Here is a 13,519-nt window from a genome sequence, read left to right as displayed (position 1 = left end):
GGATCCCTCAAGCGCCACGGGCAGTTCAGCTTCCTGCTCTGGAGAAAGGAGCGGGCGCCGTCCCGAGTGGCCACGGCGCCCATCCTGAACCGATTCCGGCCCACCACGGTTATAGCGGCGGACCAACTCCCGTACCCAGTTAGCCGTGTACGTGGTTACCCGCGCCACCTCTTCCGCCGATTCGCCCGTTGCAACCAGCCACAGAACCTGCCAATACATCTTCTCGGCAGGGTGCGTGGCGCTACGGTACCGCTGCTGAAGCTCGTCCGTGCTCAGATGCCCTTCTACGCGGATACGGCGGCTCATGCGCTCGCTCCTGAGGAGGGTAGTAGCAAGCACTGCTCCCACACTTCTCAATGTAAACGGCGCACTCCAGAATACCTAATCTTTTTCCGGATTTGGTATCAGATCTCCAGGATGGCGCCTTCGTAGGCGTTGCGGTTGCTGTTGACGACGCCCTCACCCGTGCCCTGGGGAAGCATGCGCAGAAAGCCGCCGCCGTACCGCGACGCGGTGCAGAACAGACCCCAGATGACGGTGTTGGGGACGGGGTCGGCGCCGGGCTGGGACGGGTAGAAGAACGGTCTGGACTCCACCCGCTCCTGCACGATCCATCCGCCCTCCTGCACCGCCTCGCGCACCCGCGCTTCCCAGGCGTCCTGCGCCAGGTACCGCCCCACGTGAACTTCCTTGCCGCCGGCGCCTATGCCGCGCTTGAGGACCAGGTCGTCGCGGTGATCCAGCAGAAAGCCGGGGAACTGCACCTCGGCGCCGCGCCAGGTGGTGGTACGGGGCGAGATCACGCGCGTCCAGGGGATGTGGTCGCGGATCAGCTGGCGCTCCTCGTCCGTCCACGCTTCCAGCCCCTCGTTTTCCGAAAGCAGGGCGAGGTTGCGCTTGTCGTGCCACATCCGCGTAAGCCAGCCGTTATAGGCGCGTATCCCGCCCGTCAACTGTGCCCGCAGCACCTGCATGGAGAAGCCTTTGACGGTGTGCCCGTAAAAGACGTGCACCCGCTGCTCACCCATGTACACGTCCCCTCCCCGGAACGTCAGCTCCTCCTTCTCCGCGACGGCCAGCCACAACTGGCCGGTCACGCCGCGGCCGGTGCGGCGCAGGAGCTCCGCGTACCCTTCGGCGGCCTGGCGCCGCGCATCCTCGGTAGGCGGCATGTCCACGACCATCATCACGTTCAGCTCGCCGCCTTCTTGGATCAAGCCGCAGTCCAGGGCGTCGTCGATCATGTGCTCGCACAAGGTGATCAGCACGTCACGGCCGCCCGGGGTGATGCCTTCGCGCGCGCAGAAATCCATGAGTACGGGGTTCCGCAGGTAATGCTCGCTCCAGAACCCGTGCTCCCAGCCGCCCAGGTTGGCGGCCATGTTCACCTCGCAGCACTTCAGCCCGTCGGCCGTGTCGATGAAGTCGCCGCGGGCCACGGTGCTGTTGGTGTGATTGCGCACCGCGAACGAGGCGGCCAGCAGAATGGGGTCGTAGCCGTAGAACGCGGAGATGGCCCGCAGGTCTCCGCTAAAGATTACGGTGGGGATGGCCTTGACGAGGTTGCACACGCCCACCATTGCCCGCTCCATCTCGGCCACCCGCCGTGCGTCGACCAGGGTGGGCCAGGTGATGTAGGAGTGGGTCATCCACGGCGGCAGCCCCTTTTCAAACCCCACCAGCTGCGCGCCCTGGTCGGGGTGATCCAGCAGGTGCTCCAGAAGGCGCTCGGCGGCGGGGGAAAGGTGGTGGTGTGCGGCCCGGGTGTCGGGGGGAATCTGCGGGGGGGATGTGGTCACGGGGCGGGTCCAGGAGGGGTTCATGGAGAAGCGCGCGCGTTGAGCCACCGCGCGCAAAGCTTGGCGCCATCAATCTTCACCCGCCACCCGCCGCCGGGCAAGCGCCGGCACCTGTGCGTGCGAGCACGCGCTTCCTCGCGCAGATGTGCGAACCGGCGGGCCGGTATTCGAGTGCGCGAACGGAGCGGATCTGCCGTGACGGAACGCCGTGCGAGGATTTCGTCCGGGTCGCCTGGAGAGGCGAGCGATGCAGTCGGGTGACCCGGAGCCGTCGCGGCGCGGCGGCCGCCCTCATCCTGGTTCGGGAGGCGTGTTGCCGCGAATCTGGCGGGCAGCGACGGTCCCGCGAACGATGCGGTCGATCATGCCGTTCCTGGAGTGCACTCCGGGCTGGCGACTTCAATGCAGAGTGCGCGGAGTTGGAAAAAGAGTTCGCGGAGAACACAACGTGTTTTCTCCGCGAACTCTCTTTCCAACGCTGCGTTGATGCTGTTTCAGACTGGACCCAGAATCTCGGAATCCGTATCATATCTCCAGGATGGCGCCTTCGTAGGCGCCGCGGGCGCCGTTTACGATGCCCTCGCCGGCGTCCTGGGGAAGCATGCGCAGGCAGCCGCCGGCGTACCGCCGCCCGGTGCAGAACAGGCCCCAAATGACCGTGTTGGGAACGGGGACGTCGCCGGGCCGGGGCGGGTAGACGTACGGTCTGGACTCCACCCGTTCCTGCACGATCCATCCGCCCTTCTCCATCGCCTCGCCCACCCGCGCCTCCCAATCCTCCGGGGTCAGGTACCGCCCCACGTGCACGGCCGCTCCGCCGATGCCCATGCCGCGCTTGAGGACCAGGCTGTCGCGGTGATCCACCAGAAAGCCGGGGAACTGCACCTCGGCGCCTCGCCAGGTGGTGGTGCGGGGGGAAACCAGGCGCGTCCAGGGGATGTGGTCGCGGATCAGCTGGCGGTCCTCCTCCGTCCACGCCTCAAGCTCCTCGTGTTCCGAAAGCAGGGCGAGGTTGCGCTTGTCGACCCACATCCGCGTAGCCGCGCCGTTGTAGACGCGTATCCGGCCCACCAGCTGCGAGCGAAGCACCTGCATGGACGGCGGCGCAAAGGCGTACTCGTAGATGACGTGCACCCGCCGCTCGCCCATGTACACGTCCAGCCCCTGGAACGTCAGCTCCTCCGCCGGCGCGCCGCACAGCCACAGGTCGCCGGTCACGCCGCGCCCGTCGCGGCGCAGGAGCTCCGCGTACACTTCGGCGGCGTGGCGCCGCGCACCCTCGGTGGGCGGCCGGTTCAGGGTCACCGCCACATTCAGCTCGCCGCCTTCTTCGATCACGCCGCTGTCCAGGGCGTCGTCAATCATGTGCTGGCAGAAGGTGGCCAGCACGTCGCGCACGTCCGGGCTGATGCCTTCGCGCGCGCTGAAGTCCATGAGCACGGGGTGGCGCAGGTAGCGCTCGCGCCAGAACCTCTGGTGCCAGCCGCCCAGGTTGGCGGCCATGTTCACCTCGCAGCACATCAGCCCGCCGGGCGTGTCGATGAAGTCGCAGCGCGCCACGGTGCTGTTCGCGTAATCGCGCACCGAGAACATGGCCGCCAGCATGAGGGGGTCGTAGCCGTAGAACGCGCCCATGGCCCCCAGGTCTCCGCCAAAGACCACGGCGGGGATGGACTTGATGAGCTTGCACACGCCCACCGTCGCCCGCTCCATCTCGGCCACCCGCCGCGCGTCGACCAGCGTGGGCCAGGTGATGTCGTAGGGGGTCATCCAGCCAGGCAGCCCCTGTTCGATCCCCACCAGCTGCGCCGCCCGGTCGGGGTGATCCAGCAGGTGCTCCAGAAAGTGTTCGGCGGCGGGGGACAGGTGGCGGTGCGCGGCCTGGACGTCGGGGGGGATTTGCGGGGCGGATGCGCTCACGGGCGATGGTTTCGGGAGGGGGCGTGATGCAGAGGCGCGCGTGTTGAGCCACCGCGCGCAAAGTTTGTACAGTCAATCTTCACCGCCACCCGCCGTCGGGGCAAGCGCCGGGGAACAGCTGATTCCTCAACAGCTGCGCGAGAAGACGGATCCCGTACCCGAGCGCGCCAACGGAGCGGCCCTGCTTCATGGACTGTAACGCCGCACGAGGACGTTGGCCCGCCGGCGACGTGCCCGCTCGCCCGGCCCGGCGAGGATGCCGCGTGCCGCCGCGTACGGAGAAGGCCGGCTGGCGTCCGCACCGGTTGCACGATCGGCTTTCTCCCGCTATAATCTCCTGCTCCCCCGGAAACGGGGGAGCCTTGTTTTTCATCCTGCTCCGCGCGCACCGGCGCGGGGCCTCATGTCCAGAGGACAGGTGACACTTTGAGGGACTACGAGATCGTGTACATCTTCGCCCCTTCGCTTGAAGAGGCGCAGGTGACCGAAAAGCTCGACCGCTACCACGGGCTGCTTACGGGCACCAACGGCGGCGAGATCACGGCGACGGACCACTGGGGCCGCCGCCAGCTGGCGTACGAGGTGGAGCGCCAGACCAGCGGCTACTACGTGGTGGAGCACTTCCGCGCCCCCGGTGAGGCGCTGCCCGAGTTCGAGCGCGTGCTCAAGCTGGACGACGACGTCCTGCGGTACCTGGTGGTGGTGAACGAGGGCGACCTGCCCACGACGCCCATCCCGCCGGTGGAGAAGCGCGACGACGAAGCCGACGAAGAAGGGGAGGGCTGAGCCATGCGTGGAGGAAGAAAGACCTGCCCCATGTGCGAGGGCGCGGTGCGGAACGTGGACTACAAGGACGAAAAGACGCTCGGCCGCTTCATCACTGAGCGCGGCAAGATCCTGCCGCGGCGCATCAGCGGCATGTGCGCCCGGCACCAGCGGCAGGTGGGCACCGCCATCAAGCGCGGACGCTACCTGGCCCTGCTGCCGTACATCGCCGGCCACGAGAGCTGAGGAGATAACATCATGCAGGTCATCCTCAGAGACCGTATCGAAAACCTGGGCGAAGCCGGCGACGTGGTCGACGTGAAGCCCGGCTACGGCCGCAACTACCTGATCCCCCGGGGCCTGGCGTACGAGGCCTCGGCGGCCAACGTGCGCCGCATGGAGGCCGAGCGCGCCGCCCAGGGCCGCAAGGAAGCCGAGACGCTTGGCGAGGCCCGCAAGCAGGCCAGCGCCCTCGAGGGCGTGTCGCTTACCTTCAACGCCCGCGCGGGCCAGGAAGGCAAGCTCTTCGGCTCCATCACCAACGGCGACATCGCCGATAAGCTGGCGGAGCAGGGGATCACCGTCGACCGCCGCCAGATCGAGCTGGACGAGCCCATCAAGTCGCTGGGCGTGCACAGCGTCCCCGTGCGCCTGCACACGCAGGTGCGTCCGGAGATCAAGGTCTGGGTCATCGCCGAGGAGTAGTCCTCCGGCGGGGCACGACAGGCGAAGGGGCGGCTTTCCGGTGCGGAGGCCGCCCCTTCGCGCATGGGGGTGGGTGCGCACCGGCACCCGACTTGCCCGCGTGAACGCCGGGCCGCATGTTGCGGCGCGGGGCTTCTCGCATCAGTGACGGATTTTTCGGACAGGATCGGATGACTGACACTTCCCCCGACACCGGGGTCAAGGACCTGCCGCAGGAGGTAGCCCGCGCCGTCGAGCTGCTCTTTGACCGCAAGGCCAACGAAGTGGTGCTGATGGATCTGCGCAAGATCAGCAGCGCCACCGACTTCTTTCTCATCGCCAGCGGCACCAGCGACACGCACGTGGCCGCCATCGCCGACCACGTGGTCGACGAACTCAAGCAGTCCGGCACGCGGCCGCTCAACGTGGAGGGCCAGCGCGGCGGGCGGTGGATCCTGGTGGACTACTTCAGCTTCGTGGTGCACGTGTTTCACCCCGCGGCGCGCGAGTTCTACCAGCTGGAGCGCCTGTGGGGCGACGCGCCGGTCCACCGGATGCAGCCGCAGGGCGCCGGCGCCTGATTCTGGTTCCGTCGTTGTCGTAAAAGCTACGGCAACGGCAGACGGCGGGGGTGGGCGTGTCCCTCCGCTGCGCTCCGGGCCGGGCTGCGCGCGCCGTAGGCAACGAACCAACCGTTGCCAATGGCGCCGAGCCCCCGGCGCGCACAGACCTCGACGCGTTTCCTCCGCGCCCGTGCATGCGCGCCGGTGTCTCGGCCCTGCGGGCGCGCATCCCTCACGCGAAATCCCTGTTTCCGGCTTCTGCGATGTGCCTGGCCGCTCCCGCCTCCGGCGGTTGAAACCGCGGCTGGAACGTCACAAAGTCCGCCTGCGCGGACTGCGGCGTCCAGTGCCGACGCGCGGTGACGAGCGACGAAGATTCTGACGGTAAGCGTCCCGTCCGATCAACCAACTCGCCGAAGCGTATCCAGCTTGTACGAAATCCGGATAACAACATTGGAAGGTACAGAGGAACCGAGAACAGCCAGAGGAACAGAGGTGACCGCATTCCGTTCTCTGTTCCTCTGGCTGTTGTCTGTTCCTCTGTACCCTGACCTCTGTTTGCCGTAGTCCGATTTGAGGTGTGTTGCCGGATTGCGGATCAGCCCTGTAACAAACCTCCTCCACGGGTTTGCGGGGAGGCGCGAGCCTCGGCGAGCGGAGGGGGCACGGCGGACGCAGCTGGGTGTCCGTCGACGATTCGAGGGCGTCATTCTCCCCAAACGCTTGCTTGACAACAACTCCGCCGTTTACTTTCCGCTCTGCACTCGGTCGCCGGACCATCCCGCGCCACGGCGCGCCTCCGCCCGGAACAGCCTCTTAGCCCATGACGCATTCGCAGCCGCACGCCGGTGAACCGGGACGGGTTCCGTCCCCCACGTTCTTCGACCCGTCGTTCGAACGCCTTCCGGCCCCCGTGGCGGGGGATACGGCGGCGCCGGGGCCGGTGCTGCTGCTCTTTGACCGCGGCGCGGACCGCGACTGGGCCGCCGACGCGGCCGTGAGCCTGGCCACCGGCTGGCACGCCGCCGGCCGCCGCACCGTGCTGGCGGATCTGTGCCTGGACGATCCGTTCCTCAACGACCGCATCGGCATGCCCAACCAGGACGGCGTGACCGACATCTTTCTCTACGGCGCGTCGCTGGCCCGCAGCGCGCGGGCCGTCCCGGGGCGCGGGTTCTACCTCATCTCCAGCGGCACCTACACGCCGGACGCCGGCGCCGTCCTGCGCCACCCGCGCTGGGAAAAGATCGTGGACGGGTTCCGCGACAACAACGCGGCGCTCCTGCTGTTTGTCCCCAGCGACGCACCGGAGCTGGCCACGCTGCGCCGCTTCGCCAGCGAGGTGGTGCTGCTGGGCGGCGCGGACGGAAGCAGCCCGCTGCCGGCGGAGCTGGTGGACCAGTTCGCCGTGCGCGCCTGGCTTACGCCGCCGCGCGCCGACGGGGCCGCCGCCGCGCGTCCCGCCTCGCCCGCGGACCGCTTTCCGGAGCCGGAGCCCGTGGCGCCCTGGAACGCGCCTCCCGGCACCCGCGCCGAGCTGGCCGGCGTGACCGACGTGGCAGTCCCCACTGCGGCTGGTCCCGCCTCCGCCGGCGCGCAGACCGTCGCCCCCGAGGCCATCCCCGTCCCCGACCCCGAGTGGACGGACGCGGAGGAGCCGAAGAAGCGCAAGCGCGCCGTGTCGCCGCTGCTCCTGCTTCTTCTGCTCGTCGCTCTGCTCGCCGCGCTGGTGTTCCTGGGGCCGCAGCTCATCCCCGGCTTTCCCAACCTGATCGGCGCCCCCACCCGCGCGGCCGAGCCGGAGCCGGAGAAGGCGCCCGCCGCCGCCGCGCCCAGGGCGGCCGTTCCGCTGGCCGCCGCGGGCGCCGTGCTGCCGTACTCCGTCCAGGTGGCCAACTTTCAGAGCTGGGACGACGCCACGAAGTTCTCGACGGACGTGGCGCGTCGCTTTTCCGAGGCGCAGTTCTTCATCGTCCCCGAGGCCAACCAGGGGATCACCTACTGGAAGGTGATGGCGGGGATGGCGGGCGACACGGCCGCCGTGATCTCGCTGCGGGAGCGGCTGCTGGCCGAGGACGTGATCGAGGAGGCGGCGGCCGGCGGCCGCTACGCGCTCATCGACCACCGCCCGCTGGCGTACGAGCTGGGTGAGTACGCCACCGCCGAGCAGGCGCGCGCCCGCGCCGACTCGCTTACCGGCCGCGCCGTCCCCGCCTACGTGGCGCCCGTGCCGTACACGGACGGCAGCGAGCGCTGGAAGGTGTACGGCGGCGCCTACCGCGACAGCGCCAGCGCCGCCCCGATGCAGAAGATCCTGTCCGGCGCCAGCATTCCGCCCCGGCTGGTGGAGCGCTCCGGCCGCCCCCCCGCCTCGCCGAAATGAAGCTTCGCTCCCTCCAGCTGCACGGCTTCAAGTCCTTCGCTGACAAAACGGTTCTGGAGCTTCGCGACGGCGTGACCGCCATCGTGGGGTCCAACGGCTGCGGCAAATCCAACACCGCCGACGCCGTGCGCTGGGTGCTGGGCGAGACCCGCGCCGGCGCCCTGCGCAGCGCCAAGATGGAAGAGGTCATCTTCCAGGGCACCATCCGCCGCCGTCCCCTCAACTACGCCGAGGTCACGCTCGTCTTTGGCAACGAGGACGGCGCCGTCCCCATCCCCCAGACCGAGATCGAGATCGCCCGCAAGGTGTTTCGCGAGGGCGGCAGCGAGTACTTCCTCAACCGCCAGTCGTGCCGCCTGCGCGACATCAACGACCTGCTGCGCGACACGGGGCTGGGATCGGACGCGTACTCGATCATCGAGGCGGGGATGATCGACGCCATCCTCAGCGAGCGGCCGGACGAGCGCCGCGCCATGTTCGAGGAGGCCGCCGGCATCGGCCGCTACAAGGACCGCCGCAAGGCCGCGCAGCGCCGGCTGGAGGCGGCGGAGGTCGACCTGTCGCGGCTGAACGACCTGGTGGCGGAGGTGGAATCCAAGGTCAGGGCGCTGGCCCGCCAAAAGCGCAAGGCGCAGCGCCACGCGGAGCTGCAGGCGCGGCGGCTGGACCTGGAGATGGCCATCGCCACGGCCGAGGCGGGGTCGCTGGAGGCGTCGCTGGCGGAGGGGACGCGGCGGCTGGAGGCGCTGGAGCGCGAGGGGCGCGACGCCGCCACCGAGCGGACGACGGCGGAGGCCACGCTGGCCGAGCGGCGGCTGGAAGCGTCGGAGGTGGCGCGGCAGCGGACCGTCGTCGCGGGGCGGCTGGAGGAGGTGCGCAAGCGGCTGGACACGCGCGAGCGCGAGATTTTGCTGGCGGACGAGCGGCGCACGCACGCGGAAATGCGCATCGCCCAGCTGGTGCGCGAGCGCGGCGAGTTGGCGGAGCGCGCGGAGCGGCAGGCGACGGAGGCAACGCGGCTGCAGGGCGAGGTGGCCCACGCGGCCGCGCGGCTGGAGAGCGTGCGCGAGCGGCTGGAGGGGCGGCTGGAGGAGAACGAGGGCCTGCGCGCCACCCTGGCCGCCCACCGGCGGACCACGGAGGCCGCCGCGGCCAGGGCGCGCGGCCTGGCCCGCGAGATCGCCGCGGCGGAGGGCGAGCGCGCCGCCGCCGAGCGCCGCCGCGACGAGGCCGCCGAGCGCATCACCCGGCTGGCCGAGCAGGAGGCGCAGCTGGCCGGCGACCTGGCGATGCTGGACGAGCAGACGGAGCTGTGGAGCGGCCAGGGCGACGCGCTGCGCGACCGCCTGGACGCCGCCATCGACGCCGCCGAACGTGCGCGGGAAGAGATCCGCGTGCATCGCGGCCGCGAGAGCGCGCTCCGCGACCAGCTGCGCGCCGCGGACGACCGGCTGTCTCGCCTCACCGCGCAGGTGTCTGCCCGCGAGGCGCTGGAGCGCAGCTACGAGGGTTTTTCGCCCGCCGTCAGCGCCATCATGGCCGCCCGCGAGCGCTTCCGCGGCGTCCGCGCCCCCCTGGCCGACTTTGTCCGCGCGACCACGGCGGACGCGGTGACGGCGCAGGCGGTGGAATCGTTCCTCGGCACCCTGCTGCAGGCGCTGGTGGTGGACGACCTGGCCGCCGCCCGCCGCGTGCGCCGCTGGTTCCGCGACGAGTGGGACGGCGGCGGCACCCTGCTCCTTCTCCCCCTGGACGCGCCTGGCGTGCGGGAGGCGGTGAAGGATGCGGACGCCGCTGCGCGCCTGGGTGTGGCGGGGCAGGGGGACGCCGCGCCCTGGGTGGAGGCCTTTCTACACGGCCTCATCGTGGTGGAGGGCGAGGACGCGCTGGAGGGGTACGCACGCGGCGCCCGGGTGGACGGCCTGGGCGACACGGTGGACCCGCGCGGCGTCATCCGCCTGGGCCAGCCGGTCAGCGGCGAGGGGATCCTGGCCCGTCGCGAGGCGCTGGCCCGTCTGCGCAACGAGGTAGAGGACGCGCGCGTGGCCCACGACCGCCTGGTGCTGGACCGCGACGCCCTGGCCGAGCAGATCGCCATCGCCGAGGAAAACGCGCGCGAGGCGGAGGACTTCGTCCGGCGCACGGAGAACGAGCTGCGCCAGCTGGATGCCGAGGCCGCCGCGCACGGCCACCGGCAGACGCGCCTGCGCCGCGAGCGCGAGGAAGTCGGCGTCGGCATGTCCGCCGCGCGAAAGCTGTCGACGGAGGCGGTGGAGCGGATCGCGGCGGTGGACGCGCGGATGGGGGAGCTGCAGCGCGCGGCCAACGAGGCCGCGGGCGAGCAGCACCGGGCCGGCGGCGCGCTGGGCGAGCTGGACACCGTCTGGGAGGCCGCGCGCGACGAGGAGTCGGAGCTGCGCGTGGCCGTCGCCCGTGCGGAAGGTGATCTGCGCGAGCTGGAGCGCGCCCTGGCCGCCGCGCGGCAGGGGGCGGAGGGCGCCGCGGGCCGGGGCCGCACGCTGGAGGCGGAGGCCACGGAGCTGCGCCGCTCGCTGGAAGGCCTGTCCGGCATCCGCGACCGCGCGGGGGACGAGGTGGAGGGCCTGTTTGCCGACCGCGATCGCGAGGCGTCGCTGCTGGCCGGCCTCGACACACGCATGGGCGAGCTGGAGGCGGAGATCGCGCACGCCGAAGAGCGCGCCCGCGTCGCCCGCCGCCGCGAGACGGAGTCGTCCGAAGGGCGCCACCGGCTGGAGCTGGAGCGCGCCGAGCAGGAGAGCCGCCTGGTCCGCGTCCGCGAGCGCGTGGAGGTCGAATGGGGCCGCCCGTGGGAGGTCCTGGCCAGCCAGGCCGCCCCGGTGGAAGAGGGCGCGCCGGACGCGTGGCGCGCGGAGGTGCGCGAGGTGGCGCAGGCGGTGGACGCGCTGGGCCCCATCAACATGCTCGCCGTGCAGGAGCACGAGGAAGAAGACCGCCGCCTCACCTTTCTCCTGGAGCAGCAGAACGACCTGACCAAGGCGCGCGACGACCTGTCCTCCGCCATCCGCCAGATCAACCGCACCGCGCGCGAGGTGTTCATGGGCACCTTCAACCAGGTGCGCCAGAACTTCCATCGCACCTTTCAGTCGCTCTTTCAGGGCGGCGAGTGCGACGTGTGGCTGGCGGACCCCGACGACCCGCTGGAGTCGCCGATCGAGATCCAGGCCAGCCCCCGCGGCAAAAAGACGCAGCGCATCCACCTCCTCTCCGGCGGCGAGCGCACGCTTACCGCGCTGTCGCTGCTCTTCGCCATCTACCTGGTCAAGCCGTCGCCCTTCTGCCTGTTCGACGAGGTTGACGCGCCGCTGGACGAGAGCAACGTGGGCCGCTTCATCCAGCTGCTCAACGACTTCAAGGAGCAGACGCAGTTCATCGTCATCACCCACAACCCGCGCACCATGGAATCCGCGGACTGGATCTACGGTGTGACGATGGAAGAGCCCGGCGTGTCGACGATCGTGGGCGTGGAGCTGGAAGGCGCCTGGAGCTTCGGCCCCGACCAGCGCGTGGCCTGATCCGCCACTTCCGCACTCCGAACTTCTGCACTTCCGCACTGCGTTTCGGGCGTGCCCCTCCGCTGCGCTCCGGGTCGGGCTGCGCACGCCGTAGGCAACGATACAACCGTTGCCTACGGCGCCGAGCCCCCGGCGCGCACCATCCCCGAAGCGTCTCCTCCGCGCTCGTGCATGCGCGCCGGTGTCTCGGCCCTGCGGGTGCGCATCCCTCACGCGAACGGCTCGGTCGATCCCACGCCGCTGCGGCGCCCGCTGATCCGCCCCTTCAGTCATCCGGGATTCGGCCGGTCCTCGCGTGTACGCCGGCGCGTTTTTGCCTCCCCCGTGGACGCGATCGGAGCCGTGCCCTACATTTCCCATTACGAGATCGCGCGGGACCTTTACCGGAATCGCTACCATGCTGGTCGTCATGAGACACGACGCGACGCCCGAGGAGATCGAGGGCGTCATGCGCACCATCCGCGAGATGGGCTACGAGGCGCAGGCCACCCCGGGCCGCCAGCGCACCGCCATCGGCCTGATCGGCAACGACGGCAAGGTGAACTCCGACCGCGTGGAGTCGCTCCCTGGTGTGCTGGAGATCATCCACGTGTCGCAGCCGTACAAGCAGGTGTCGCGCGAGTGGCGGCCGGAAAACACCGTGGTCACGCTGGACAACGGCACCCGCATCGGCGCGGGCGAGGTGTGCGTGATGGCGGGGCCGTGCTCCGTGGAGTCGGAGGCGCAGATCATCGGCATCGCCCACCGCCTGCGCGACGCGGGCGCCACCATCCTGCGCGGCGGCGCCTTCAAGCCGCGCACCTCGCCCTACTCGTTCCAGGGGATGGCCGAAGAGGGGCTCAAGCTTCTCGCCAAGGCCCGCGAGGAAACGGGGATGGCGGTGGTCACCGAAGCCATCGACAACGAGAGCCTGGACCTGGTGGCGAAGTACGCCGACATCGTGCAGATCGGCGCGCGCAACATGCAGAACTTCTCCCTCCTGCGCCGGGCGGGGCGGGCCGGCAAGCCGGTGCTGCTCAAGCGGGGGATGGCGGCCACCGTCAAGGACCTGCTGCTGAGCGCCGAGTACCTGCTGGCCGAGGGCAATCCGCACGTGATCCTGTGCGAGCGCGGCGTGCGCGGCTTCGACACGCACACTCGCAACCTGCTGGACCTTACCGCCATCCCGGTGGTCAAGTCGCTGTCGCACCTGCCCATCATCGCCGACCCCAGCCACGGCACCGGCCTGCGCGCCAAGGTTACGCCCATGGCGCGCGCCGCCGTGGCCGCCGGGGCCGACGGGCTGATGATCGAGGTGCACCCTGACCCGGACCGCGCCCTGTCCGACGGCGCCCAGTCGCTCTTTCCCGAGCAGTTTGGCGAGCTGATGGAGCAGATCGCCGTGATCGCGGACGCCATCGGCTCGCGCCTGGTGCCCCCGCTGGTCCCGCGGGAGGCGCGTGCCGCCGGCTCCGCCTGATCCCCGGCGCTCCGGGTCCCACGGCAACAAGCCGCTGGGGGACCGCGGAGAGCAGCTGGCCGCCGGGTTTCTGGCGGACCGCGGGTGGGTGATTCTCCACCGCAATTTCAGAATCGGCCACCGTGAGATCGACCTCGTTGCACGACGCAACGAGGTCGTTGCGTTTGTAGAGGTAAAAACGCGCGGCGGACTGGGCTACGGGCATCCGCTTGAAGCCATCACGCGGAAAAAGCGCAAGGAAATCCAGCAGGTGGCTGCCGCCTGGATCGAGGCGCACGGCTCGCCCAACGATGTCTACCGCTTCGACGCGGTGGCCATCCTGCTTCCGGCGGGAGGGCAGCCCCAGATCGAGCACGTGGAGGATGCCTGGCGTTTGTGGTAGGCCCGGCGCG

Annotated in this window: 11 protein-coding genes; 8 read left to right on the top strand and 3 right to left on the bottom strand. The window is 70.2% G+C overall.

What is annotated here, in order from left to right:
* The 3 genes from ACOJUJ_RS28580 to ACOJUJ_RS28570 all read right to left on the bottom strand — a co-directional run.
* On the bottom strand, positions 1 to 306 hold a 306-nt coding region (locus tag ACOJUJ_RS28580; RefSeq protein WP_420130337.1), incomplete at its 3' end, for a helix-turn-helix domain-containing protein.
* A 98-nt stretch (positions 307 to 404) separates the two neighbouring features.
* Positions 405 to 1,799, bottom strand: coding sequence for a hypothetical protein (locus ACOJUJ_RS28575; protein WP_420130336.1), 1,395 nt, complete (start codon positions 1,797 to 1,799; stop codon positions 405 to 407).
* A 525-nt stretch (positions 1,800 to 2,324) separates the two neighbouring features.
* A complete protein-coding gene (locus ACOJUJ_RS28570; protein WP_420130335.1) occupies positions 2,325 to 3,719 on the bottom strand; it encodes a hypothetical protein in 1,395 nt (464 codons plus the stop codon).
* Between the two features lie 426 nt (positions 3,720 to 4,145).
* Here ACOJUJ_RS28570 and rpsF point away from each other — a divergent pair, with 426 nt between their 5' ends.
* From rpsF to ACOJUJ_RS28530, 8 genes are all read left to right on the top strand, one after another.
* The gene (gene rpsF, locus ACOJUJ_RS28565) at positions 4,146 to 4,505 is read left to right on the top strand and encodes a 30S ribosomal protein S6 (protein WP_420130334.1); all 360 of its coding nucleotides are present in this window, start codon (positions 4,146 to 4,148) and stop codon (positions 4,503 to 4,505) included.
* A 3-nt stretch (positions 4,506 to 4,508) separates the two neighbouring features.
* A complete protein-coding gene (gene rpsR, locus ACOJUJ_RS28560; RefSeq protein ID WP_420130333.1) occupies positions 4,509 to 4,730 on the top strand; it encodes a 30S ribosomal protein S18 in 222 nt (73 codons plus the stop codon).
* Positions 4,731 to 4,742: 12 nt separating this feature from the next.
* Positions 4,743 to 5,189, top strand: coding sequence for a 50S ribosomal protein L9 (rplI, locus tag ACOJUJ_RS28555; protein ID WP_420130332.1), 447 nt, complete (start codon positions 4,743 to 4,745; stop codon positions 5,187 to 5,189).
* A 170-nt stretch (positions 5,190 to 5,359) separates the two neighbouring features.
* Positions 5,360 to 5,749 (top strand): ribosome silencing factor, encoded by a 390-nt coding sequence (gene rsfS / locus ACOJUJ_RS28550; RefSeq protein WP_420130331.1) that lies wholly within the window; start codon positions 5,360 to 5,362, stop codon positions 5,747 to 5,749.
* A gap of 805 nt (positions 5,750 to 6,554) precedes the next feature.
* Positions 6,555 to 8,114: a hypothetical protein gene (locus tag ACOJUJ_RS28545; protein ID WP_420130330.1), complete on the top strand. Its 1,560-nt coding sequence runs from the start codon at positions 6,555 to 6,557 to the stop codon at positions 8,112 to 8,114.
* A complete protein-coding gene (smc, locus tag ACOJUJ_RS28540; RefSeq protein ID WP_420130329.1) occupies positions 8,111 to 11,668 on the top strand; it encodes a chromosome segregation protein SMC in 3,558 nt (1,185 codons plus the stop codon). The genes ACOJUJ_RS28545 and smc overlap by 4 nt, the downstream gene beginning before the upstream one ends.
* Before the next feature lie 397 nt (positions 11,669 to 12,065).
* Complete coding sequence (gene aroF, locus ACOJUJ_RS28535; protein ID WP_420130328.1) at positions 12,066 to 13,127, top strand: 3-deoxy-7-phosphoheptulonate synthase; 1,062 nt, start codon at positions 12,066 to 12,068, stop codon at positions 13,125 to 13,127.
* Positions 13,108 to 13,509 carry a YraN family protein gene (locus ACOJUJ_RS28530; RefSeq protein ID WP_420130327.1) on the top strand — a complete coding sequence of 134 codons (402 nt, stop codon included), beginning with the start codon at positions 13,108 to 13,110 and terminating at the stop codon, positions 13,507 to 13,509. Before aroF ends, ACOJUJ_RS28530 begins: the two co-directional genes overlap by 20 nt.
* Positions 13,510 to 13,519 lie beyond the last annotated feature (10 nt).

It is taken from the genome of Longimicrobium sp. (assembly GCF_048594345.1).
Lineage (GTDB): Bacteria > Gemmatimonadota > Gemmatimonadetes > Longimicrobiales > Longimicrobiaceae > Longimicrobium.
This window is presented reverse-complemented; position numbering and strand designations above follow the sequence as displayed.

What these genes read in the sequence shown, in the direction of transcription:
- rpsR (WP_420130333.1), top strand. Translation starts at nt 4,509, where the DNA reads ATGCGTGGAGGAAGAAAGACCTGCCCCATGTGCGAGGGCGCGGTGCGG.
- rplI (WP_420130332.1), top strand. Translation starts at nt 4,743, where the DNA reads ATGCAGGTCATCCTCAGAGACCGTATCGAAAACCTGGGCGAAGCCGGC.
- rsfS (WP_420130331.1), top strand. Translation starts at nt 5,360, where the DNA reads ATGACTGACACTTCCCCCGACACCGGGGTCAAGGACCTGCCGCAGGAG.
- ACOJUJ_RS28545 (WP_420130330.1), top strand. Translation starts at nt 6,555, where the DNA reads ATGACGCATTCGCAGCCGCACGCCGGTGAACCGGGACGGGTTCCGTCC.
- smc (WP_420130329.1), top strand. Translation starts at nt 8,111, where the DNA reads ATGAAGCTTCGCTCCCTCCAGCTGCACGGCTTCAAGTCCTTCGCTGAC.
- aroF (WP_420130328.1), top strand. Translation starts at nt 12,066, where the DNA reads ATGCTGGTCGTCATGAGACACGACGCGACGCCCGAGGAGATCGAGGGC.